This is a genomic window from Streptomyces albus subsp. chlorinus (assembly GCF_013302895.1).
GTDB classification, from domain to species: domain Bacteria; phylum Actinomycetota; class Actinomycetes; order Streptomycetales; family Streptomycetaceae; genus Streptomyces; species Streptomyces chlorinus.
In genome coordinates, this window is sequence record NZ_VJOK01000001.1 from 4089761 (window position 1) to 4112857 (window position 23097).

The window sequence follows — 23097 nt, forward strand, 5'->3', positions numbered from 1 at the left end:
CTTTCGCGGGACGGCGGACCGGCCCGGGGGACGGCGGACCGGTCTGGGGGACGGCGGACCGGCTGGGGGACGGTGGACCGGTCCGGGGGGCGGCGAGTCCCTCTGGAACGGCATCCGTCGGAACGGCATCCGTCGGAACGGCATCCGTCGGGATGGGACCCGTAGGGATGGGACCCGTAGGGATGGGACCCGTCGGGTGGGATGTCCGCCGGGACGGGGCATTTCCGAGTCAGCGGTGAGGAGGGTGGAGGAGGGGGACGTCACGTGTGCGCGCGGCGCGTGCCTCCTGTGCCGTGTGGGCCAGGACGCATGTGAGCGCGACCGCCGTGCCCAGGGCCAGACCCGCCAGTACGTCGGTGGGCCAGTGCACCGCGAGGTAGACGCGGCTGAACCCGGCCAGCAGGCACAGCAGGCCCGTTCCCGTCCACAGGGCGGCGCGGGCCGCGCGGGAGGCCAGGTGAGCGGCGAGGACGTAGGCCAGGGCCAGCAGGACCGCGGTGGCGATCACGGTGTGCCGGGACGGATAGCAGTAACCGTCCTCCGGTACCGCCCACAGCCGCGCGGGCGGCCGGTGCCGGTCCGTCAGCTCCTTGGCGGCGGACGCGACCACCACCGACAGCGCCCCGGTGGCGGTCACCAGTACCGCCGGCAGCCGCGCACCCGAACGCCGGGACATCCAGAGGGCCACCAGCACCGCGACGACCAGCAGGGGGATCTCCGAGAGATGCGACACCCAGGTCATCGGCCCTTCCAGCACCGACTCCCTGCGCCGTACCACCTCGTCGAGCAGCGGCCGGTCCGCGAAGCCCGTCCCCCGGCCGAGCACCACGTACGACGTCCCGGCGAACACCAGCAGGCAGGCCAGCAGGCCCAGTGCCGGGCCCAGCGGGCGGGGAGGTGTCCGGACCGGACCCCTCCGGCCCGGACACCGCTGTCGGGAGGGCCCGCCCCACCGTCCGCCCTCGCCCCCTTCGCCCCCGCCCTGCACCGGCCCCGGCACCTGGACGGGAGCCAGACGCCGCAGCAGCCCGCGCGGATCCCTCTTCTCGGGGGGCTCCGGGATGGCGGCCTTCCCGGGGACATCTGCGGAGGCGTCCCCCAAGACGCCACCGCAGATGTCCCCGGAGGCGCCACCGGAGGCACTGCCGGACGCGTGCGGGGCCGCGTTCCGGGGCGTGTCGCCCTCGGGGGAATCCGGTGGGTCCAGGGAGAACTGCCCACTCATCAGGGACTCCTCGTCGGCCGTGCGGCCGTCTGTGTGCCGGGTGTGCGGAGGGGATGCCGACCCTCAGCCCTCAGTAGAAGCTCCTCCCGCCCGCCGCGCGAGTGGCGCACCACCGGGTGGGTGACGGGGTGTGGCGGATGGGGGACGGGTGGATGGGGGGAGGGTGCCCGGTTCCCGGTGCCCGGTTCCGTGCCGGCGGTGCCATGACGCCGCGCGGCCGGCCGACGCGCCCCGGACACTTCTCGGGCCGCCCCCTTCGGGCGCTCGTCCGCTTCGGGCGCTCCCCACTCCGGACTCTTCCCGGCCCGGCCGCCTTCTCCGCCGTTCCCGTCAGCTCCGGGCAGCGGGGAACTCGGCTGTGACCAGGAAACCGCCGTCCCCGGTCGGTTCCGCCGCGAAGGCGCCGCCCAGCAGCAGGGCGCGCTCCCGCAGACCGAGCAGTCCGTGGCCGCCGTCCGGGAGCCGGTGGCCGCCGTCGGCGGGGAAGCCCGGTTCAGGTACGGCGGTGGGCGGGCCGTTGCGTACGGCGACGGCCAGCCGCGTCCCGGCCGGACCGCCCCGGCACACCCGTACGGTGACGTGCACCTTGGCACCGGGCGCGTGCTTGCGCACGTTGGTCAGCGCCTCCTGGACGGTGCGGTAGGCGGCCCGCTCCACCGCGTCCGGCCAGCGCGGGGACGACGACCCGTCACCGTGCGGTTCGCCATGCGGGCCGTTGCCGTCCAGGCGGTCGTGGTCCGGGTCGCCCGTCAGGCGGTCGTCATCCGGGTCGTCCTTGTGTGGGCCGTTGTCGTCCAGGCTGTGGACCAGACCGTCCGGTGGCGGACCGTCGTGCGGGCCGTCGTGCGGGGAGCTGCCCGGTCCGTCGTCCGGTTCGCCGTCCGGTCCGTCGTCCGGTTCGCCGTTCCGGACACGGGGGGCCAGGGCCGGCAGGTCCAGCGTCACCGGCAGGCCGCTCTGCTCCGCCAGCGCGGGCAGGTCCCGCAACCGCGGCTGCGGGGCCAGGCCGCTTCCGGTGCGGTCGCCGGAGCGCAGTGTTCCGACCATGTGCCGCAGCTCGACCAGCGTCCTGACGGCCAGCTCGCGCACGGTGCGCGCGGTGGCGCGCGAGGTCTCGTCCCGGCAGGTCACCTGCAACGCGCCCGCCTGCACGCTGATCAGGCTCACCTGGTGCGCGACCACGTCGTGCATCTCGCGGGCCAGCCGGGCCCGCTCGGTCGTCACCGCCCGCTCGGCCAGCAGTTCGGCCTCCCGGTGGCGGCTGGCGGTCAGCTCCCGTATGCGGTCGCGCAACTGCTGCCGCGTACGGGACCAGCGGCCGAACACGGCCGGGGCCGCGCCCTGGACGCAGGAGTCCAGCATGTCGAGCAGGCCCTGCCGGTCGGCGGACGGGGTGAAGCCGTCGAGCGGATACGGCACGTAGTGCGCGAGCGCCAGCGACACGGCACCCACCACCGCGAGCGCGTTGCTGCGGCGGCGCGCCGTGACCGTGTAGAGGGCGATCATGGGCGCGAACCAGATGTAGCCCACGTACAGCCCCACCAGCGTCACCGCGAGCACGGCCACCGGCCACCGCTTGCGCACCAGCAGCGCGACCGCCGCCGCGACGGAGACCCCCAGTTCCAGGCCGGGCCGCACCCCGTTGACGAGGAACGCGTCGGCCAGCCCCAGCAGGGCCGGGAGGGCGGGCAGCGCGAAGACGAAGGCGCGGGAGCCCGCGCGCGCCGCCGTGCTACCCCGTGCGCGGGCGGACGCGAGCAGGGTGGTGCGGGGGGCAGAGCGCGTGGTGCGCGGACCGGGGTGTGCGGGGCGCGGGCTCGAGTGTGCGGGGCGTGGGCTCGAGTGTCGTGGGCTGGAGTGTGCGGGGCGTGCGGGTCGTACGGGATGGGCGGGGCGGGTGGGGCGCGCGGCGGGTGCGGCGGGGTCCGCGTGCTGGGGTGTGGGCTGGGTCGCGTGCCGGGGCGCGTCGGCGTCCGCGTCCGCGGGCGGGGGCGGCGGGGTCACGGTGCGGCGTCCGTGGGCGGGCCGTTGCGGGGGCCGTCGGCACGGCTGCTCTCCGGCAGCGCGCGGTCCGCCACCGGGTCCGTACCGGGAGAGTCCGTCCGTCCCCCGGCTTCACCTGCCGGGCCTGCCGGGCCTGCCGGGGAGGAGCCCGTACCGGCCGGGTCTGCCGGGGAGGAGCCCGTACCGACGGCAGGGTGCGCCCGTGCCGTGCCCCCGCCCGTATCCGTATCCGTATCCCTGCCCGTACCGGGGCCGGCGGGGAGCGCCGCCGCACCGGGGTGGTGCGGGGAGAGGTGCCCGACCAGGCCCGCGCGGTCGGCGACGACCGCGGCCCGCACCCGGTTGAGGCCGCCGAGCTTGGCGAGGAGAGCGCTGACGTGGTCCTTGACGGTGCCGTGGGCCAGCCGCAGCCGCCGGGCGATCTCGCCGTTGGACAGCCCCTCACCGACCAGTGCCAGCACCTGCCGCTCCCGTACGGTGAGGGCTGCCACGTCCCGGACCGCGCCCTGGTCGGGCTTGCGGCCCAGATAGCCGCCGATCACCGCGGGGGTCACCCCGGGGGCGAGCACCCGGCCGCCGTCGGCCAGCACGCGTACGGCGTGCACCAGCTGTTCCGGCGCGGTGTCCTTGAGGAGGAAACCGGCGGCGCCCTCCTGCAGGGCGGTCTCCAGGTACTCCTCCGCGTCGAAGGTCGTCAGCATGGCGGTCCGGGGCGCGTCGGACAGGTCGCCCAGGCCGTCCGGGTGCGGCGCGTGCAGTTGGCGGAGGACCGTCAGCCCGTCGACGTCGGGCATCCGGACGTCGAGGAGCAGGACGTCCGGGCGGTGGGCCAGCACCGTGGCGACCGCGTCGCCGCCCCCGCAGTCGGCGACCACCTCGATGTCCGGTGCCGCCCCGAGGATGAGGCGCAGCCCGGAGCGCACCAGCTCCTCGTCGTCCACGACCACGACCCGGATCACCGTCGCGCTCCTCGCCTCAGTCCCGCTGCCTGCCCTGCTCCCTCCCCGGACCCACGGGTCCCGCTGCCGACTCCCCGCCCCCGACCGAGGCTACGACAGGCCGCAGGACCGCCGCTGCGACCTGGAGAGGAGATCCCCTCTGCCCGCCCCCGCCGACCGGCGGGGGACGGAACGGCCGAGGGCCCGCCGATGAGCGGGGAAGGGCCGATGAGCGGGGAAGGGCCGATGAACGGGGGAGGGAGGGGGGAGGGAGGCGGTGGGACAGGGGCGGCGGGCGTGTGCGCCGGACCGGGGCGGGCGGGACGGCCCCTCACCGCCGTCCCGCCCGCACGGACCGGGACTGCACCGGGGGCGGACCGAGGGCGGACCCGGGGGGCGGAGCGGCCAGTCCGTGAGCCGGCCACTCGGGAGGCCGGCCAGTCGGGAGGCCGGCCAGTCCATCTGCCGGCCGACCGGGCGGACGAGCCGGCCCCGGCGAAGGTCCGCGTCGGGCCGGCTAGACGTGGATCACGTCGAGGAGGTCCACGACGAACAACAGGGTGGCGTTGGGAGGGATCGCGTCGCCGCTGCCCTCCTTGCCGTACGCCAGCTCGGGCGGGACGGAGAACTCCAGCCGGGAGCCGGCGCGCTTGCCGATGAGGGCCTGGTCCCAGCCCTTGATGACCTGGCCGGTGCCGACCTGGAGGAGCGTCGCCTGCCGCCGGGCGTAGGAGCTGTCCTTCTCCTCCGCCGTCTCCCAGTCCTCCAGGACGTAGTGGCACTTGAGGTGGTCGGTCTTGCGTGCCTTCGTGCCGGAGCCCTGGATCAGGGTGCGGACGACGAGCTTCTCCGGCGGGGCCCCGCGCTTCCTCTCCAGGGTCGGCTTCTGGCCCAGCCGCTTGCCCGAGACCACCGCGGGGAGCGGGCCGCTGCCGTCGCCCGAGGAGTCCTGGGAGTCCCGGGAGCCCCCGGAGTCCTGGGAGTCCCGGGACGAGGAACTGTCGTCCGTGGAGTCCCGGGAACTGTTGGCGCCGCGTCCGCGTGCCTGTCCGCCACCCCCCGAACCGTCCTCGTCCTGCGCGAGGTTGACGGCGGTGAGCACCCCGCCGCCCCCGAGGACGACGACGCCCGCGCCCGCCAGTGCCAGCACAGCGCGGCGGCTGAGCCCCCGGCCCTGGTGCGGCGGAACGGCGGAGGGCGGGAACCCGTGCGGGGGCGGGGGCGGACCGTAGACGCCGAGCGGGGAGGGGGACGCCGCGTGCGGCGCCTGCGGGTGGGGTGTCGCGGGGGAGGGGGACGGCGACGGGGGTGTGGCCGGGTCGGCGGACGAGGCGGGGGACGCGGGGGACGGGCCTGGGGACGGGTGTGGCGAGGAGGGTCCGGCGGGGCCGTCGTCCGCCCGCAACGGGCGCAGCCGCGCGGGCAGTTCCACCACCGTCGGTATCTGCGGCGGCAGCCAGCGGCCCTCCCGTACGGTGTGCGGAACCGTGAACTCCGCCCGCAGTGCGGCGACCGTCGGCCGCCGGGCCGGGTCCTTGTCCAGGCAGCGTGCGAGTACGGGACGCAGCCCGGCCGGTACGGCGTCGAGCCGGGGCTCCTCCTCCAGGGCGCGGTACATCATCGCGAGGGGGTCGCCGTAGCCGAACGGGCCCTCACCGGTGGCGGCGTACACGAGGGTCGCCCCCAGCGCGTACACGTCCGTGTGGGGGCCCACGAAGGAGCCGCGCAGTTGCTCGGGCGCCATGTAGCCGGGGGTGCCCGGTGCCTGCCCGGTGCGGGTGATCTGGGAGTGGTCGCTGGAGCGGGAGATGCCGAAGTCGATGACCCGGGGGCCGTCGTCGGCGAGCAGGACGTTGGCGGGCTTGAGGTCGCGGTGGACGAGCCCGGCGGCGTGGATGGCCTCCAGGGCGGCGGCGATGCCGGCCAGCAGCGCCCGCAGGGACGCCTCGGGCAGGGGACCGCCGTCGGCGACGGCGTCGGCGAGCGAGGCGGCCGGTATGTAGGCCGTGGCCAGCCACGGCCGGCGGCCCTCCGGATCGGCGCCGAGCACGGCCGCCGTGAACCGGCCGTCCACCTTCCGCGCGGCCTGCACCTCCCGCGCGAACCGCCGCCGGAACGCGGCGTCGTCGGCGAACTCGCCCCGCGCCACCTTGATGGCGACCAGTGACTCCTCGCCCGACCTGCCGAGGAAGACCTCACCCATGCCCCCGCTGCCGAGCCGCCCCAGCAGCTCGTACGGGCCGATCGCGCTCGGATCCCCGGCCTCCAACGGCTTCATTCCGCCTTGCCCTCCCCCTCGCTCCGCCGACCGCATCGCACCGGGTGAGCGTACGACGAGGTCCGCCCGCGATGTCACCGGTCGCCGCCTACGGGACCGGCTCCACGGCCGCTCGCGGCTCCCGGCGGCTGAGGGACCTCCGTCACCTGGCGGCTGAAGGACCTCCGCCGTCACCTGGCGGCTGAGGGGCCTCCGTCACCCGGCGGCTGAGGAACCCCGTCACCCGGCGGCTGAGGGAGACCCGCTCATCCGGCGGCGGGCCGGTCCTCAGTCGTGCGGGGTGCCGGTGCCGGCGGGGTGTTCGCGGATCTTGAGGTGTTCGGCGTTGTCGGTGCCGAAGCCGAGGTCGAGGAGTTGGGCGGCGTCGGTGTAGCGCTTGTCGCTGTGCAGGACGGTGCCCACGAGGGTCTTGCCGCGGTGGGTGGCGGCGAAGACCAGGCACTTGCCGGCCCGCGCGGTGGTGCCGGTCTTCAGGCCGATCACGCCGTCGTAGGCGCCCAGCAGCTGGTTGGTGTTGGTCCAGGTGTAGGTGCGCGTGCGGCCGTTGGCGGCCGGGGCGTCGCTCTTGTACTTCCTGGTCCGCACGATGGTGCGGAAGATGCCGTCGCGCAGTGCGTGCCTGGCCAGCGCGGCCAGTTCGTTGGGGGTGCCGGTGTCCTTGCCGGTGCCGCCGAAGGTGGTGTAGCGGGTGTGCTCCAGGTGCAGGGCGCGGGCTGTGGCGTTCATCCTGGCGATGAAGGAGGCGGTGCGCCGGGCGGGGGTGTCCCCGGCGCCGAAGGTGTCGGCCAGCGCGTAGGCGGCGTCGGCGCCGGAGGGCAGCAGGGAGGCGTAGAGCAGTTGCCGGACGGTGAGCCTGTCGCCGGTCTGCAGGTCGGCGGTGCTGGCGTGGTGGTCGGTGACGTAGTCGCGGTACCGCTGGCGGATCGTCACCTTGTGCTCCAGGTCGAGACCGGGCGTGTCGAGCACCATCGTGGCGACCATGATCTTCACCGTGCTGGCCAGCGGCCGGGCGGCGTCCGCCTTCTTCCCGAAAAGCATGTCGCCGTCCCGCGCGTCGAGCAGCGTGGCGCCCTCGGCCGTCAGCGACGGCGCCGGCCGCCCGGATGAGAACGCCTGCCCCACCAGCGGAGAGACGGCGAGCAGCACGCCACCGACGACGAGCGCGACCAGGCCCGTGCGGGAGGGCCCTTTACGGAGAACACTTGTGCATACGGTCACGAATCTGGCAGTCATGGACGAGCACTCCGCATCTGCGGGTCGGCGGCAACCGCGGTGCGGCCCGCTGGTTCTCCGTCCGCGGTGTGACGGCCGCACCGGCACGCATGCCGCCCTCCCCGAACGGAGAGGCCGCCACCCGTCGCGGGCACGCCGCGGTGATCGGGTCGGACACCGGTGTGTGATGGCACCCGGAGGAGAAAAGTTCACGACCCGGCCGAGAGGACCAACGCCCCGGCGCACGACGCAGGGCCCCTCGCCGAGGCGGCGGGGCCCTGCGTTCAGCCGGTGGAGGCCGGGCGGGCGACGCGGGAGACAGGGGCGCGAGGGGGGCGTGTGAGGGGGTGGGCCCGCGCGGCCGTGTGCGGGGACGGTGCCCCGGTGGGGCCCGCCTTCACCGCTGGGAGCCGGCGGGCTTGGGGCGCCTCGTACGGGTTCCCGAGGCGGGCTCCCGCGCGTCCTCGGCCGGCAGGGTGTCGCCCTCCCCGCCGAAGTCCCCGAAGACGTCCGAGTCCCCGAAGATCTCCGAGTCCCCGTGGTCCCCGAAGTCCGGGGCCCGGAAAGGGTGTGTCGTCGGGGGTGGCAGTGCCGCGGTGGAGCTGTGGGGAGGCCCTTCCGGGGCTGAGAACAGCGAGGTCGGTTCGATGAGAGGTCTTCCTTTCGTCACAGGCTGCTGACGGGGCCCGGCGTGCCGTGGCTCCGATGCCCCGGGTCCGGCGGCTAGAGCTTGGTCATCTTGGTGTACGGGCTCGGGATGCGCTTTTGCGCCGAGCCGAAATCCACGAGGGCGGCGATACCGTCCTCGATGCCGATCACCCGGCCGAGGCCGTACATGTCGTGGGAGACCTGGTCGCCCACCTCGAAGTGCTGCGGAGGTGGTGTGACGGGGGCCTTGAAGGGGCTGCTGGGCAGATGGCGCTTCGGTGCAACAGGCTTTGTCATTACGCCCAGTATGCGCTCGACCGTGCCGGATCCGCTGCGGTCGTGTGCGGTCGTTCGCGGTTGTCCGATACGACGCCGCTACGGCGAGCCCTGTACGTGGTCCCGGAACGGGCTGTGCTCCGCCTCCCTCGGACGCCGGGACGCGCTCGTGCAGCGGTTCGGCGAGCGTGACCCTGTCGAGCGGCACCTGCCGGTCGTCCGCGCAGAGGGCCCGGACCAGCCCGTAGCACATCACGAGCATCACCGCGCTGAACGGCAAGGCGGTGGTGATCGCGGCAGCCTGGAGGGCCTGGAGCCCGCCGGCCCCCGTGAGCAGCAGCACGGCCGCGATGGCTCCCTCGACCACGGCCCGGAAGACGCGCTGGATCTTCGGGGAATCGGTGGTGCCGCCGGAGGTCAGCAGGTCGATGACCAGCGACGCCGAATCCGACGACGTCACGAAGTACAGCGCCACGAGCAGGATGGCGAGCACGGTCGTGACGACAGTGAGCGGCAGTTCCCCGAGCATGCCGAACAGCGCGGTCGAGGGCTCCTCCGCCGCCTTGGCCGGCAGGTCGCCGTCGGTCTCCGCGTCCACCGAGAAAGCGGCGTTCCCGAAGACCGCGAGCCACAGGAACGTGAGAGCCGCGGGAACGAGCCGATTGCCGCGAGTGTGATACCGGCGATGAGCAGCAGTTGGACCGACGACGACTGCGGCACCAGGTCCAGGCTCGCCAACCCGGCGTTGACCTGCAGCACTCCGAACCCCAGCGAGGTGGCGACGCCGGACATCGTCCCGAAGACGGCGAAGGTGCCGACCGCGTCACCGGCGCGGCCGTGGACGCGTTTGCCGAGCAGGGGGTACAGGGCGCTGCGGATCGACAACGGGAGCCGGTGCCGGTAGGCGAAACAGGCGAGGGAGAGCCCCACCACGATGTAGATCGCCCAGGCGTGCAGACCCCGGTGGAAAAACGTGAAGCGCATGGCTTCCGCGCGTACGGCGGTTCCGCCCGGCTCGGCCGTCGGCGGATCGGCGAGGTGCGACAAGGGTTCGGCGACAGCCCAGAACACCAACCCGATCCCCATGCCCGCGGTGAAGAGCATCGCGAACCACGTGAGGTAGCGGTACCTCGGGCGGCTGTCGGGCGGGCCGAGACGGATGCGCCCGAAGCGGCCGGCACCGAGCCAGCTGACGAACACCAGGAAACCGCCGACCACGACCAGGTAGTACCAGCCCAGGTATGCCGCGATGTTCTCCTGCACCACTTCGAAGAACCGGTGCGTGGTGTCGGTGGCGGCGACTCACGCGGCCAGAAAGGCGAGGATGACCAGAACGGACACCGTGAACACGGCCGGATTCGTCTTGAGCCGAAGCCGCATCGAACAACTCCGGCTCTTTCAACGGGGCCTGGGCGGCCTGCCAGAGGCTTTCTCACCAGAACGGTCCTGCCTACGAGTTCCGTATGCGCCTGCAGTGTCCGAGGGGCGGATTCTTCGAGAGGAATTCCCCACTCGGCCAATGGCGAAGCTGCCAGCGTCCACGGCAAGGGCGAAAACAACACGCGGCCGGGCTGACGTGCCTCATACCGCTCGCGGGATCTTTGCCGGCCGCCGTGCACACGCGACAGGCGGGCGGCGGCTTCGGCGGCGACGGCCCGGACACCGTGGCCGCGAACCCGGCCACCGCCCGGGGACCGCCATGGCCGGCGGATGCGGAGTGCCGCGGAGGAGGGGCCGGGGCCGGAAGGCCCGGTGCCCTTCGCGAGAAGCGAGGCCGGATCAGGCCGCTGGGAGCGCTGCGGATGTCAGTCGTCCGTGGACGGCGGTGAGGGGCGGGGAACGTACCGCGCGATGGCTTCGCTGCGGCCTGCCACCTCCAGCTTGCGGTAGATGGAATGCAGGTTGTTTTTCACGGTGCGTTCCGCGATCCCTAATTTTCTCGCGATCTGTCTGTTGGAAGCGCCCGTGAGCAGCAGGCGGAAGATTTCTCTTTCCCGGGCGGTGAGCGCCTGCCCGTGACGTTCGGAACCTGTGCCCGGACCGAAGCCGGCAGAAAGGGGAGCGGTTGCTGTCCGGGGTTGCGCGGCAGCACCCACGCTGGACGTATCCCTTTCTTCGATGAGAGCTATAAGATCCTGCAGGCTGCGCACGATCTCCCGCAGAGTTGATACGTACACCTCGCGCGCGTCCGGTGTGACGGGTGTGGAAGACGTTTGACGATGCTTTTCCTGCGGCATCTGTGCCCCTTCGACCCGATCGCCGTCCTCTCCGCACCGCGCTGGTCCGGTACGAAGCGACCAGAGATGAAAGGGTGCGTTGTGCCGGGACGGATGATCGAGATGTTCCCCGACCGTTCTTCGCCCCATCATCGCAGTCCGCCCCCCTGAGGGAACCCCCGGAACGCGCCCTCTGGTTTCGATGTACGGGCGGCCGGACGGTTCGGAAATCGGGGCTTTCCCGGCCGCATGCGCGGTGTTCTTCGCGGCGTCGGTACTTTCGGACCGTGCTGCCGTATCGAAGGTACCTGGTGGTCAAAGGTGTCGTCGTCCCCCGTCCGGTCACCCGCGACAACAAGAAACATCCGGGCAACGAACCCTCGGCAAGGAGGAATTCCGATGCCGGACCGAAGGCCCCGACCGGCCGACTCGCTGATCGCCGACGTGCATGACCGTTACCTTTCCGGCCGGCACGACAACGCGCTGCTCATGTCCGTAAGGGAGGGGCGCGCGTCCACTGACCAGTTACGACGCCTGGTTGCCGCGGAAGCCCAGTGCCATCAAGCCGAGATCACCGCTTACGCGGTGATGAATGCGCGGTTCTCGGGCCCGCTGGCCACTGATTTCTATCTCCGCATGAGCACACTCGTCAACGCGGCCCGCCCCAAACTCCGCGCCTGCGCCGAGGACTTGGGCATGAGTGCCGGAGACATGCGTCTGCGGCCTCGGACAGCACAGGCGTTCAGCTTCCCCGGAATCATCTCCTGGATCGCTCTGCAGGGCAGCCAGGCCGCCACCGCGCTGGCTCTTCACACCGATATGCGGCTGTACTTCCCGCACTGCCGGAAACTGGTCGAGGAGTTACGGGCGTCCGGTCGGCGCGTGCCACAGTCCTTCCTCGACTACTACGCCTCCGGCGACTCCGAGGAACTTCTAAAGATGGCCGCGGAAGTCGTCCAGGAGGGACTGGAGGGGGGAGACGAGCCGCGCGATGCCGTCGTCATGGCCGGCCTGGTCCCGGACGGCGTCGACGATCTGTGGCGGGCGGCAGCCCAAGGAAGCGCTCCGGACCGTCAGCGCGACGGCGTTTCGGCCGGATGACGAGGAGTCCGGTCGGAATGCGCCTGGGAATCGCCGGCGGAGGAGTCGCGGGGCTCGCGCTGGCATGGCTCCTGGAGACCGATCACGACGTCGTGCTTCTTGAGAAGCGTGACCGGCTGGGAGGGAATACCGATACGCGGAGCCTCCAGCACGGCGGGCGCGCGTTCTGCGTCGATCTGGGGGTACGGGAGGTGCCGGACGACCGCCGCTCGCTCTGGCACCGGATTTCTCGCCTGACCGGTTTCCTGCCCGAGCGATCGCCCGTACCGGCCTCCCGCACTGTTTTCCGGGACCCGCGGGGAACTTCCGTCTGGTCCTTCGCCGGGAAGCACGGTGGCGCGGCACGGTACGGCCCCCAGGTCCTGCCCGCGCGGGACGTCCTGGAGCGGCTCGTCGAGCAGTGCGCGCTGCTGGAAGCCCAAAACAGCGGGTGGAACCGCACGCTGGGGGCGCTGCTGGCCGAGCGGGGCCTGAGCGGAACACCCGCGGCTCAGGCCGTGTGCGCGCTGCCCGCCTCCGTCCACGGGTGCACACTCGATGAAGCCCTTTCCCTCTCGGCCCGTTCCGTGGGCCCCCTGCTGTCCGAGTTGGGACCAGAAGACGGACGGCCCGCGTACACCTCACTGGTCGCGGGCGGAGCCGGTGGCCTCTCCCAGGCGCTGGCGGGAGACCTGCGGACAGCCTCCATCCGGTTGGGCGTGGCCTTGCGCCGGCTGGTCCCGCTCGATCGCGGTCCCGGGCTGGTCGGATCCGACGAAACCGTGCACCCGGTCGACGCCGTGGCGCTGGCCTTGCCCGCTGAATCCGCGAAGCACGCAGTCGGCGCTCTTCCCGGGGCCGAGCGCGTCCATGCGGCATTGGCACGCGTCCCCTACCGGGACCTGCTGTACGGGCTGCACACCGACCCTTTCGGCATGCCTGCCGACCGGCGGGCGTGGTCGGTCTCCAACGTGGCGCTGCACGCGCCATGGGCGGAGACGACCACCTGGCTCGGCCCCGCACTCGGTCCTGACCTCTTCGTCAGCCAGCTCACGCGGCGCCGGAGCATGCCGCGCCTGCCGCTGATGACCTCACGGTTCCGCACCCGTTTGCCCACCCCGGCGGCGCACCGGGCTGTCGACCGGCTGGCCGCCGCGCAGGGGGAGGGCCACCTCTTCTTCGCCGGCCACTGTGCCACCCATGACGACTCCCAGGAATCGGCGCTGGCGTCCGCCGTGGCCGTGGCCGAACAGCTGGCCCCGGACAGTCCGCGCCTGCGCCGACTCCGCGAGACAAGGAAGGAAGCCACCCGATGACCACCCGCACCTCCCCCTTCGCCGACCGCCGCGCCCAACTGGCCGGCCTGATCGTCCCGTGCATCGACGTCGCGGAGGGAAGGACGAGCGAGCCCTCGGGCGTACCGGGCCTGTCCGACCCCGGTGATGTCCTCTCCGTCGCCGAACGCTATGTGCGGGAGGGCGCGGACAAGCTCTTCCTCGACGTACTGGACGACTGGGACGCGTGCGGGTACCTCGCACCCCTCCTGAGCGGCCTGGCCGCCACCGGCGCCTCGGTGATCGTCTCCGTCCAGCACGGGACGCTGCCGTCGGTGTCCGCCGCCCGCTCTCTGCTCCGGGCCGGTGCGGACGCGCTGTCGGTGAGTACCAGCGTGATCGAGGACCCCGACCTTGTGCGCGAGGCCGCCCGGCGACTGGGAGGCCGGCGGCTCCTCGGAGTCCTCAACTGCGCCGCCGACGGCGAGGGCGGATGGGTGGTGTGCACTCATGGCGGCTCCAGGCGCACCGGCGTGCGGGCGTCCTCGGCGGCGGCCACGTTCGGGGAACTCGGGGTCGCGGCCGTGATCGCCAACAGCCTCGACAGGGAGGGGACGAGCAGCGGTTACGACATCCGCCTCACCCACGCCGTGGCCGAGGCGTCGGGGCTGCCCACCATCGCTTCCGGCGGCGCGGGGTCGGCTGAACACCTCAGCGAGGCCCTGGCGTCCGGGGACGCCGCCTATGTGCTGGTCAACAAGATGGTGCACTCCGGGAAGACGTCGATGGCGCACCTGTGCGACGACCTGCTCGCCCGCTGGTCCTTCGACCGGGAGGCGCCATGCGCGCCCTAGTGTTCGGGCAGTACGGCGATCCAGGGGAGCGGCTGCGGCTCGTCGAGCTTCCCCGCCCCGCGCCCGCACCGGGGCAGGTGCGCGTCAAGCTCGTCGCGCGTCCCGTCAATCCCTCCGACCTGTTGTACGTCCGGGGAGAGTACGGACGCCCTGCCCGCTTCTCGCCGCTGCCGGGCTGTGCGGGACAGCACGCCTCACCGGCCGGCTTCGAGGGCGCCGGTGTCATCGACGCGGTCGGTGCGGGCGTGACGGGGCCCCGGACGGGGACGAGAGTCGCGGTGTCCGCTCTCGGCACGTGGCAGGAGTACGTGTGTGCACCGGCCGACTCCGTCGTCGCGGTCCCCGCGGGGGTGCCTCTCGATGTGGCGGCCCAGATGACGGTCAACCCCTTCACCGCCCACTTGCTCCTGCGCGCTGCGGGTGTCGGCCCGGCGGACACCGTGGTGCTCACAGCGGGCGCGTCCGCGGTCAGCCGCATGATCGGCTGGCTCGCCCGGCGCGGCGGTATCCGCTGCGTCTGCGTGGTCCGGCGGGAGTCGCAGCTCCCGCTGGTGCGCGCCCTCGGCGCCGAGCCCGTCCTGCTCCGTCCCGGACGCTCCCTGGCGGACGACCTCGGAGCGGCCCTGCCGGAGGGTGGAGCCGACGCCGTACTGGACGCCGTGGGCGGGCCGGAGGGCGGAGCCCTCGTGAGGTCTCTCCGCCCAGGGGGACGCCTGCTCCTGTACGGACTGCTGTCCGGGCGGCCGCTGCACATTCCGCCGGCAGACCTCGTCTTCCGCGACGTGAGCGTCGAGGGCTTCTGGCTGCCCACCAGTCTGGAGCGACTCGACGACACGGAAGCCGGGCGACTGACCGACCAGGTGCGTCGAGACGTCTGCGGCGGCATGCCCGGCATGGAGGTCGGCTCCAGCCACGACTTGTCCGCCTACGCGGCGGCGCTCGCGGACGTGGCGCGGCCAGGGCGGACCGAGAAGGTGCTGCTGCGCAGCTGACCGACCGGTCGATCCCACGGTGTGGCAGCCCCGGCGGCACCGCGGCCGCCTCTCCCGCATTCGACAGCTGAAAGGAGCACCGGAATGACCACGCAGGAACAGCGGAAAGCCCACGTTCCCGACAACGTCGCCCGGTGGAACGACACCCGCACCGATTACCCCCGTGACGCGCTGCTTTCGGAGCTGTTCGCCGACTGCGCCGAGCGGCATGCCGATGCGCCCGCCCTCGTATGGCCGGACGGTCGGTGGACCTACCGGGAGCTGCTGGAGCGCGTGCGCCGGGCTGCCGCGCGACTGCGGGCGCGCGGCGTGCACCCCGGGGACACCGTCGGGGTCCTGCTCGAACGTTCGCCCGACCTGGTGGTGGCGGCCCTGGGAATCCTGGAGGCGGGCGCCGTCTACCTGCCCCTCGACCCGGAACACCCGGCAACTCGGCTGAACGGCGTTCTCGACGACTCGCACACCCGCTGTCTGATCACCACCGAGGACACCGCGGCCCCGTTGCGCACGCGGGCGGAAGTGCTGTCCCCCGCGGACATGGCACGGCCGGCTCCGGCCGGCACGGTCACCCGGGACACCGGCAACCGCGAGGCCACGGACGCGGCCTACCTCGTCTACACCTCCGGATCGACGGGTGCGCCCAAGGGAGTCGTCTGCACGCACCGGGGTCTCGTACGCCTCGTCACGGCGGACAACCCCTCGATCCCGTCGGCCGGCGACCGGCTCCTGGCGACGACGCACCCGACCTTCGACGTGTCCTGCTACGAGATCTTCTGCACCCTTCTCAACGGCGCGGCCCTCGTCCTTCCCCGCGGCGACGACCTGCTCAGCAGTGAGGCGCTCGCCCGACTCCTGGAAGAGCGGTCCATCACCACTCTGTGGCTGAGTGCCGGGCTGTTCCACCAGCACGCGGAAACCGCACCGGGCATGTTCTCCAGGCTCCGTTGCCTCATGGCAGGCGGGGACGCGCTCAACCCGTCCGCGGTCAGGGCGGTACTCGAACACGGCCGCCCGCGCTTCTTCCTCAACGGGTACGGCCCGTCCGAGAACGCGGTGTTGTCCACCACTCACCGGATCACGGAGCTGGCCCCGGAGGCCGAACTCGTCCCCATCGGGCGGCCGGTGGACAACACGACCGCCTATGTCGTGCGGTCCGACGGGCACCTCGCTGACACCGGCGAGCAAGGCGAACTGTGGCTGGGCGGCGACGGCGTGGCCCTCGGCTACCTCAACGACCCGGAGAAGACGGCGCAGCGCTTCCTGCCCGACCGTTTCGGCACGGACCCCGACGGGCGCCTGTACCGCACTGGGGACGTCGTGCGGCAGCGCGACGACGGCGTGCTGGAATTCCTCGGCCGTCGCGACCGGCAGGTCAAGGTCCGGGGGTTCCGTGTGGAACTCGACGAAGCGGAGGCCGTCCTGTCCGCGCACCCCGAGGTCGCCGAAGCGGCTGTGGACGTCGTGGGGCAGGGAGCCGGGGAACGCCTGGGAGCCGCGGTCGTCAGCGCTTCCGATGCCGACTCCGAGGAGCTGGAACACCGTGTGCTCCGGCACGCCCGCGACCGCCTGCCCGCCTACATGGTGCCCGCGCGGGTCGTCGTGGCCGACGAACTGCCCCTCAGGACGAGCGGAAAGGTCGACCGGGACCGGCTGCTGTCATGGGTGGGCGAGAGCGGCCCGGAGCGCGGTACGGGAGCCGCGCCGGAGAACGACGACGAGCGCACCGTTGCCGGGATATGGGGCGAACTGCTGGGCACCGGCGCCCCGGGCAGGGACGACGACTTCTTCGCCCTGGGCGGCACCTCCCTGCTCGCCACCCAGGCCGCCGCGGCTGTCCGGCGGCGGTTCCGCATCCGCCCGGACCTCAGCCGGGAACTGGTGACCGCCCTGCTGGCGAACCCGACCCTGTCCGCGTTCACCGCGCGGGTGAGGAACCTGCTGGACGACGACGGCGCCCAGCACCGCTACGACGCCGCGCGCCCCGATTTCGCCGCCGAAGCCGCCCTCGACGAGCACCTGCGCTTCGCCGCCCCGCCGGCCCCCAGGCGGACTCCCCCCGCATGCGTGCTGCTGACAGGGGGCACCGGCTTCCTCGGGGTCCACTTGATCGACCAGCTGGCCAAGGCCGGAGTGCGCAAGCTGTTCTGCCTCACCCGGGCGGGTGGCGAGGCGGAGGCACGTGAGCGGATCACCGCACGTATGCACCGCTACGGCGTCGACCCGTCCGTGAGCGCGTCCTGTCTGGCACCGCTTCCGGGGGAGCTGTCCCGGCCCCGGCTGGGCCTGGACGACTCCACCTGGGACACGCTCGCAGGGGAGACCGAGCACATCGTCCATGCCGGGTCGCAGGTGAACTTCGCCTATCCCTACGAGGCGCTGCGGTCCACGAACGTCGGCGGCACGGCCACAGTGCTCCGCTTGGCCGCCGAACAGCGCCTCAAGCCCGTCCACTACGTGTCGACCATCGCCGTGATCGCCGGGTTCGGCGTCGCCGGTACGCGGCACGTCCGCGAGGACACCCCGCTCGCCCATCCGGACCGCATCTCGCTGGGCTACCCGGAGAGCAAGTGGGTCGCCGAAAGCATGGTGGCCTCGGCCGGCCGGCGGGGACTGCCCGTCTCCATCCACCGGCCCTACGAGGTGACCGGCACGAGGGACCGGGGGGTGTGGAACACGGACACCATGATGTGCGCGCTCTTCCGCACCATCGCCGAGACGGGACTCGCCCCGGACATCCCGCTCCCCCTCGACTTCGTGCCCGTGGACTACACCGCCGCACTGGTCACCCACGTCGTCACGCACAACGAGCCGGACGGCAGGGTCTACCACCTCACCAACCCCCGCGATGCCCGGCTCGACCTCTTCGTCGACCGGTTGCGCGCGGGCGGCTACCAGGTACGCACCGTCTCCTACGAACAGTGGGTCGAGACCGTGGCCCGCCTCACCGCGGAGAACCCCGAGCACCCGATGGCCCCCTACATCCCCATGTTCATCGAGCCGGCTCACGGCGCGCGGATGTCGGTCAAGGAGATGTACTTCGCCGGCACCTTTCCCGACTTCGACCGGACGAACGCGGAGCGGGCCGCGGCGGACAGCGGCCTGGTGTGCCCTCCGGTCGACGCGCGGCTGCTCGACCTGTACCTGCGTCACTTCCGTGACGTGGGATACCTGCCGCCGCCGCGGGCCGGGACCCGAGCGGCCTAGGAGAGCGCGCACCGGGTTCGGTGCGCGGAGGAACACCCACCGGGGGCGGCGCCGCCCGCGCCGCCCGTACTCGCAAGGAGGACCCATGCGTACAGCCGTCGTCGGGTCGGGCACGGCCGGGCTCACCGCGGCCTGCCTGCTCGCCGGGGAACACGACGTCACCGTGCACGAAGCCGGGAACCGCGCGGGCGGCGATGTGCGTTCCCTCCCGGTCACCGTGGGCCGGAAGGAGGTGCGGGCGGACTCAGGCGCCCAGCACCTGTCCCCGACGGGCTTCCGGGCGCACCGCGCGCGCTACCGGCAGGTCCTGCTCACCATGGACGCGGTGCGGGCGAGGGACGAACTGGGCGAACGGCTGGGCAACGCCCGCCTCCAGCCCGCCGGCGGCTGCCTGCACGGCCTGGACAGCCAGGAATCCGCCGTCCGGTCCGCGCTCGACGCGATCGGGCGCATCGCAGCGGACACCACGAGGACGGCCGCCTTGAACAACGTCCCCTCCGACTGCGCACCGGAAAGGACCGTGTGATGTGCCCCTCCCGGCGACCAGCGGACAGCTTGCGGCCGTCCCGCGCCGTGAGGAGCATGCCCGACGGTACGCGAGGGCCCCTGGTCGAGCTTGCCCGCCGGATGCGGGACGACGGCCAGGAGGTCATCGACCTGAGCCTCGGCGACCCGGCGGCGCACGGCTTCACCGCCCCCACCACCGTCATGGAAGAGGTCGAGAGGCATCTGCGGGACGCCTGCGCCTACACCCCGGAGACCGGCACCAGCGAGGCGCGCGCAGCGGTCGCGCACCACTACCGGGAACGGCGCGGCCTCGCGGGAAGCTCACCGTCGGACGTCTGCCTCGGCAACGGCGTCTCCGAACTGGCCTCCCTGGCCACCCAAGCCCTTCTCGATCCGGGCGATCAGGTCCTCGTCCCCTCACCCAGCTATCCGCTGTGGCGTGACTGCGTCGCGCTCACCGGAGCCGTGGCCGTCCCCTACCCCTGCCGGGAGGACCGCGGCTGGCGCCCGGACCCGGCCGGTACGGCCGCCCGGGTCGGTCCGCGAACGCGCGCCCTTGTGGTCGTCAACCCGGGCAACCCGACCGGAGCGCTGTGGCCGGCCGACGTACTGGAACGGGTCGTCGCCGTGGCCCGGGCCGGCGGGCTCGCCCTGCTGGCGGACGAGATCTACGACGAGATCCGCTACGACTCCCTGCCCTTCACCTCCACCGCGGCACTCGCACCCGACCTCTTGTGCCTGACCTTCTCAGGGCTGTCGAAGTTCTGCCGGATGCCGGGCTACCGCGCCGGCTGGATGCTGGCCAGCGGCCCGCACGCGGTGAAGGACGCGTACCTGAGTGCGGTGCGCCGGCTGGCGGCGCTGCGCCTGTGCCCCAACGCCCCGGCGCAGAGCGCGGTGCCCAAGGCCCTCTCGGCCCCGGTTCTGGCCGGAACACGGCGCGCCACAGAGCCCGGTGGCGCCCTGACGGCGCGCCGGGACACCGCTCATGAGGCCCTGCGGAGAATCGAGGGGGCGTCCTGCGTCCGGCCCGAAGCGGCTTTCTACGCCTACCCCCGCCTGCCGCTGGCACGTCGGCGGGCCACGCCGGACTTCGCGCGGGCCCTCCTGAGGCACGCCCACGTGCTGGTCACCCCTGGCTCCGTGTTCAGCGGCCGGGACGACGGGCATGTCCGTCTGACCACGCTGGCCGGCCCCGCGGAGCTCGCCGAAGGGATCGACCGCATCGGCGCGTTCCTCGCGGAGGAGCGCGCCCCCGACCGCGCGCCGCCGGCCGCACCTCACCGCGAAGACCCCCTTCCGGCCCCGCTCCGGAAGGCGGCACGGCTGTCCCAGTGAGAGGAGAAACCCGTGTCCGCTGAGAGGAGAAACCCCGTGTCCGCAACTGGAAGTGCCATGGCCGAGCAACTCGTGGCGGAAGTGGAACGCCTGCGCGTGTCCGAACCCGTCGACAATCCGCTGCTGACCGTACCGGCCGACGCGGAGCAGGAGACCGAGCGCCTTCGGCGCCTGGTCGCCGTCGAGGCGCGCGCGCACGCGGCGGAGCTGTCGGCATACGGCACCGTGCTCAGCCGCTTCCCCCGGCCTCCGGTGGCCGACCTGTGCCTGACCATGGGACGTGTCGTGCACGAGGCCGGACCCAAGCTCGGCCGTGTCGCCGACGCGCTCGGCATGCGCGACCCGTTCAGCTGTCACCACCCCGCCGCGCACGGGGCGTTCCCGTTCAACGCCGCCCTCTCCCACGCGGCGCAGGCGGGCAACCAGACAGCCTTCGGCCTCGCGGCACACACCGACATGGCGGTCTACTACCCCGGCTGCCGCGCCCTGGTCGAACAGCTCCGCAAGAGGAACGCACGGGTGCCGGAAGAGTTCTTCGCGTACTTCGACGACCCCGGCGACGAGCAACTGCTCGACCTCGCTGTGACGGTCGTACAAGACGGCCTTGACCGGGGCGACGACCCCCGTGAAGCCGTACTCCACGCCCGCCGCGTGGAAGAGGCCATCGGCGAAGCCTGGCGTACGGCGGCAGGCGGGACGACGCCGCTGCACATGCAGCAGGGTTGAGAGCCCGCCGAGCCGCCCGCACCCGTCGGGCCGGGGAGGCCGGACGATCCGCCGCCCCGCGCTGTCGAACGGGAACAGCCGTGCCCCGCCGCGCCCAGCGGAAGCCAGGAGCGCAGCGCCCATGCGGACCACTCGCACCCCTACCGCCCCCACCGCGTCCTGTGCACATCCCTCAACCGCCCCTGGCTGACAAGGCGGAGGACGCCCATGCCGACAGCCCCGAGGACTGGTCGAAGGTCCTCGGCAGCCTGACGCACGTCCAGTGGCGCGTCTACGGCGGTCCCGCCTCTCCCCGCCCGGTCTCCCCGGCCGGGGCCGGAAGCCGGCGCCTCGACCTGAGGAGAACCTGGACGCCCGTTTCCTCCAGGGCGCCCCGGCTCCGCTGGAAGCCCTACGCGACGTGTCCGTGGACCAGTCGGTGGCCCTCCTCCAGGACCGCGTCATCGTCTCCGGCGTCGTCGCGCGGCGGCGCGACGGCACAACGCCCTCGCCGATGCACGACCGGCAGTGACGCCGGCCACCTCGGACCGGCTCCGTCAGGGCAACGCCACGAACGACACAGGGCCCCACCGTCGGAACGGTGGGGCCCTGTGTTCAGCCCGGTGAGGCTGGGCGGAGGATACGAGATTCGAACTCGTGAGGGGTTGCCCCCAACACGCTTTCCAAGCGTGCGCCCTAGGCCACTAGGCGAATCCTCCGCCGAGAACAATACAAGACGCCGAGGGGTGCTCGCGAACGCCCTCCGGGGGGCTCGCCCGGGGGGTCTTCCGAGGCGGGTGGGGCGGGGAGGGGGAGGTCGTCGGGGGCGGGGGGAATCGGGTACGCTGGCGACCAGCCCCTCACGTGGCGCTATCTGACTGAACTCCCCCAGGGCCGGAAGGCAGCAAGGGTAGGTCGGCTCTGGCGGGTGCGTGAGGGGCGTTTGTGTGCGAGGAGCCACCTGGCGCCACTTGTCGGTGGTCGCCTATATCGTCGGGGGTGTGTCGTCCCTCGCCCTGTACCGCCGCTACCGCCCCGAGACCTTCGCGGAGGTCATCGGGCAACAGCATGTGACCGACCCGCTGCAGCAGGCGCTGCGCAACAACCGGGTCAACCACGCGTATCTCTTCAGCGGCCCGCGCGGCTGCGGGAAGACGACCAGCGCGCGCATCCTGGCCCGGTGCCTCAACTGCGAGCAGGGGCCGACGCCCACGCCCTGCGGTGCGTGCCAGTCGTGCCGTGACCTGGCGCGGAACGGGCCCGGGTCGATCGACGTCATCGAGATCGACGCCGCCTCGCACGGAGGTGTGGACGACGCCCGTGAGCTGCGCGAGAAGGCGTTCTTCGGCCCCGCTTCGAGCCGGTACAAGATCTACATCGTCGACGAGGCGCACATGGTGACCCCCGCGGGGTTCAACGCGCTGCTGAAGGTCGTCGAGGAGCCTCCCGAGCATCTGAAGTTCATCTTCGCCACGACCGAGCCCGAGAAGGTCATCGGCACGATCCGCTCGCGGACGCACCACTACCCCTTCCGGCTCGTCCCGCCGGGAACGCTGCGTGACTATCTGGCCGAGGTGTGCGAGCGCGAGCGGATCCCCGTGGACGAGGCCGTGCTGCCGCTGGCCGTCCGGGCCGGGGCCGGCTCCGTGCGGGACTCGATGTCCGTCATGGACCAGCTCCTCGCCGGCGCGGGCGACGACGGTGTGACATACGCCATGGCCACCGCGCTGCTCGGCTACACGGACAGCGCGCTGCTCGACGACATCGTGGACGCCTTCGCCGCGGGCGACGGGGCGCGCGTGTTCGAGGTGATCGACCGCGTCATCGAGGGCGGTCACGACCCCCGCCGGTTCGTCACCGACCTGCTGGAGCGGCTGCGGGACCTGGTGATCCTGGCCGCCGTGCCGGACGCGGTCGAGAAGTCGCTGATCGACGCGCCGGGCGATGTCGTCGAACGGATGCGGGCCCAGGCGTCGGTCTTCGGCGCCGCCGAACTGAGCCGCGCCGCCGACATCGTCAACACGGGGCTGACGGAGATGCGCGGCGCCACCGCCCCCCGGCTGCAACTGGAGCTGATCTGCGCGCGGGTGCTGCTGCCCGCCACGTACGGGGACGAGCGGTCCGTACAGGCCCGCCTCGACCGCCTGGAACGGGGCGCCGCCCTGGGCGGCTTCACCGGGGGCGGCCCCGCGGGTGCCGGCACCGGAGCTGGTACCGGCACCGGCCCAGGCACCCATGCCGGGGTGCCGGGCGGGCCGGGTGCGCCGGGCACTCCCGGAGCCGGGGTGATGCCTCCGGCCGGGTCCGCGTCCGGGTCGGGCGCCGCGTCCGGGTCGGGCGCCGGGG

The 23097-nt window shown here is 72.8% G+C and carries 15 protein-coding genes, 1 tRNA gene, 1 other RNA gene and 3 pseudogenes; 10 read left to right on the top strand and 10 right to left on the bottom strand.

Going from position 1 to position 23097, the window contains the following annotated elements:
* Positions 1–229 precede the first annotated feature (229 nt).
* From FM076_RS17905 to FM076_RS17940, 9 genes and pseudogenes are all read right to left on the bottom strand, one after another.
* The gene (locus FM076_RS17905; RefSeq protein ID WP_173871946.1) at positions 230–1225 is read right to left on the bottom strand and encodes a phosphatase PAP2 family protein; all 996 of its coding nucleotides are present in this window, start codon (positions 1223–1225) and stop codon (positions 230–232) included.
* Between the two features lie 330 nt (positions 1226–1555).
* Entirely contained in the window at positions 1556–3229 is a 1674-nt protein-coding gene (locus tag FM076_RS17910) for a sensor histidine kinase (protein ID WP_428814912.1), read from the bottom strand.
* Between the two features lie 299 nt (positions 3230–3528).
* Positions 3529–4188 (bottom strand): annotated as a pseudogene (locus FM076_RS17915) (response regulator); the annotation flags it as partial.
* A gap of 496 nt (positions 4189–4684) precedes the next feature.
* The gene (locus FM076_RS17920) at positions 4685–6445 is read right to left on the bottom strand and encodes a protein kinase domain-containing protein (RefSeq protein ID WP_173871948.1); all 1761 of its coding nucleotides are present in this window, start codon (positions 6443–6445) and stop codon (positions 4685–4687) included.
* Between the two features lie 267 nt (positions 6446–6712).
* Positions 6713–7678: a D-alanyl-D-alanine carboxypeptidase family protein gene (locus FM076_RS17925; RefSeq protein ID WP_173871950.1), complete on the bottom strand. Its 966-nt coding sequence runs from the start codon at positions 7676–7678 to the stop codon at positions 6713–6715.
* Positions 7679–8380: 702 nt separating this feature from the next.
* Positions 8381–8602, bottom strand: a complete 222-nt coding sequence (locus FM076_RS17930) for a hypothetical protein (protein ID WP_173871952.1) — start codon at positions 8600–8602, stop codon at positions 8381–8383.
* 265 nt (positions 8603–8867) lie between these two features.
* Positions 8868–9179: pseudogene (locus FM076_RS35330) on the bottom strand (BCCT family transporter); the annotation flags it as partial.
* A 68-nt stretch (positions 9180–9247) separates the two neighbouring features.
* Positions 9248–9865 (bottom strand): annotated as a pseudogene (locus tag FM076_RS17935) (BCCT family transporter); the annotation flags it as partial.
* A 521-nt stretch (positions 9866–10386) separates the two neighbouring features.
* The gene (locus FM076_RS17940) at positions 10387–10818 is read right to left on the bottom strand and encodes a helix-turn-helix domain-containing protein (protein ID WP_202034923.1); all 432 of its coding nucleotides are present in this window, start codon (positions 10816–10818) and stop codon (positions 10387–10389) included.
* 378 nt (positions 10819–11196) lie between these two features.
* On the opposite strand from FM076_RS17940, the gene FM076_RS17945 reads away from it, so the two are divergent.
* From FM076_RS17945 to FM076_RS17980, 8 genes are all read left to right on the top strand, one after another.
* Positions 11197–11898, top strand: coding sequence for a hypothetical protein (locus tag FM076_RS17945; protein WP_173871958.1), 702 nt, complete (start codon positions 11197–11199; stop codon positions 11896–11898).
* 17 nt (positions 11899–11915) lie between these two features.
* Positions 11916–13193 carry an FAD-dependent oxidoreductase gene (locus tag FM076_RS17950; protein ID WP_173871960.1) on the top strand — a complete coding sequence of 426 codons (1278 nt, stop codon included), beginning with the start codon at positions 11916–11918 and terminating at the stop codon, positions 13191–13193.
* The gene (locus FM076_RS17955) at positions 13190–14005 is read left to right on the top strand and encodes a HisA/HisF-related TIM barrel protein (protein WP_173871962.1); all 816 of its coding nucleotides are present in this window, start codon (positions 13190–13192) and stop codon (positions 14003–14005) included. The genes FM076_RS17950 and FM076_RS17955 overlap by 4 nt, the downstream gene beginning before the upstream one ends.
* On the top strand, positions 13993–14997 hold the full coding sequence (locus tag FM076_RS17960) for a zinc-dependent alcohol dehydrogenase family protein (protein WP_173871964.1): 1005 nt from the start codon (positions 13993–13995) through the stop codon (positions 14995–14997). Before FM076_RS17955 ends, FM076_RS17960 begins: the two co-directional genes overlap by 13 nt.
* An 84-nt stretch (positions 14998–15081) precedes the next feature.
* Positions 15082–18201: an amino acid adenylation domain-containing protein gene (locus tag FM076_RS17965; protein WP_173871966.1), complete on the top strand. Its 3120-nt coding sequence runs from the start codon at positions 15082–15084 to the stop codon at positions 18199–18201.
* An 85-nt stretch (positions 18202–18286) separates the two neighbouring features.
* Entirely contained in the window at positions 18287–18727 is a 441-nt protein-coding gene (locus FM076_RS17970; RefSeq protein WP_173871968.1) for an NAD(P)-binding protein, read from the top strand.
* A gap of 56 nt (positions 18728–18783) precedes the next feature.
* Positions 18784–20046: an aminotransferase class I/II-fold pyridoxal phosphate-dependent enzyme gene (locus FM076_RS17975; RefSeq protein WP_173871970.1), complete on the top strand. Its 1263-nt coding sequence runs from the start codon at positions 18784–18786 to the stop codon at positions 20044–20046.
* 36 nt (positions 20047–20082) lie between these two features.
* Complete coding sequence (locus FM076_RS17980; RefSeq protein ID WP_173871971.1) at positions 20083–20772, top strand: hypothetical protein; 690 nt, start codon at positions 20083–20085, stop codon at positions 20770–20772.
* Between the two features lie 613 nt (positions 20773–21385).
* Here FM076_RS17980 and FM076_RS17985 read toward each other — a convergent pair.
* Positions 21386–21470, bottom strand: a tRNA-Ser gene (locus tag FM076_RS17985).
* Positions 21471–21603: 133 nt separating this feature from the next.
* Between FM076_RS17985 and ffs the strand changes: the two genes are divergently transcribed.
* Together ffs and FM076_RS17995 are read left to right on the top strand one after the other, a co-directional pair.
* Positions 21604–21698: signal recognition particle sRNA small type (ffs, locus tag FM076_RS17990), an RNA gene on the top strand.
* 54 nt (positions 21699–21752) lie between these two features.
* Positions 21753–23097: DNA polymerase III subunit gamma and tau (locus FM076_RS17995; protein ID WP_173871974.1), on the top strand; the 1345-nt coding region annotated here is incomplete at its 3' end.